Annotated in this window: 1 pseudogene; it reads left to right on the top strand. The window is 73.0% G+C overall.

The window, feature by feature from the left end:
• A pseudogene (locus ACWD4P_RS38580) lies at positions 1-870 on the top strand (NAD(P)H-hydrate dehydratase); the annotation flags it as partial.
• Positions 871-1001 lie beyond the last annotated feature (131 nt).

Below are 1001 nucleotides of genomic sequence, written 5' to 3'. Positions count from 1 at the left end.
GTGGATCCCGGGCGGGAGTACGCCGGTGCCGTTCGGCTCGTCGACATCGGGCTTGAACCAGGGCGCGGCGAGGGCGATTTGGAGGCCCTTCAGCACGGTGACGTGGCCCGGCTGCTGCCTGAACCCACCGGGGAGAGCGACAAGTACCGGCGTGGTGTCGTGGGCATCGTCGCCGGGTCCGCCCGGTATCCCGGTGCCGCCGTGCTTGCCGTCGCCGGAGCTCTGCGGGGTGGGGCCGGGGCCGTTCGGTACGTCGGGCCTGCGGCCGGCGCCGTCGTCTCGCGGTTCCCCGAGACCCTGGTGTCCGAAGGCGCGCCGGGGAAGGCGGGGCGGGTGCAGGCGTGGGTGGCCGGGCCCGGACTTGGTGACGACGCCTCCGGGCTCGCGGATGTCCTGGGTGCGGAGGTGCCCGTTCTGATCGACGCCGATGGGCTGCGGCTCGCCGATCCTGAGGCCGTTCGGGGGCGGGCCGCGCCTACGTTGCTCACGCCTCATGCGGGGGAGGCCGCCGCGTTGTTGGGGGTTGCCCGGGAGGAGGTGGAGGCGGAGCGGCTCGCGGCTGTGCGGGAGTTGGCTGACCGGTTCTCCGCCACCGTGCTCTTGAAGGGGTCCACCACCTTGGTTGCCGGGGGGCCGGGGGAGGGTGCCGGGCGCTTGGCTCGGGTCAATTCCACAGGTACCGCCTGGCTGGCCACCGCGGGGAGTGGTGACGTGTTGTCCGGGCTCTGCGGGTCGCTGCTCGCCGCCGGGCTCGGAGCGCTCGATGCCGGGTCCGTGGGGGCCTATCTGCATGGGCTTGCTGCTCGGCGTGTGTCTGGTGGGGCGCCTGTCGTTGCTCAGGATGTGGCTGGTGGGATTGCTGGGGCCTGGGGGGGATGTTCGGCACGGGTTGTAGGGCGGTGGTCTTCCGCTTCGCTGCGTGGGGGCGCCGCTTCGCTCCGTGGGGGCGCTTCGCCGTCTTCGGGGCGGGGCCGCCCCGGGATGTACGTGCTCGCTGTTCT

It is taken from the genome of Kitasatospora sp. NPDC002543, assembly GCF_053594915.1.
This window is presented reverse-complemented; position numbering and strand designations above follow the sequence as displayed.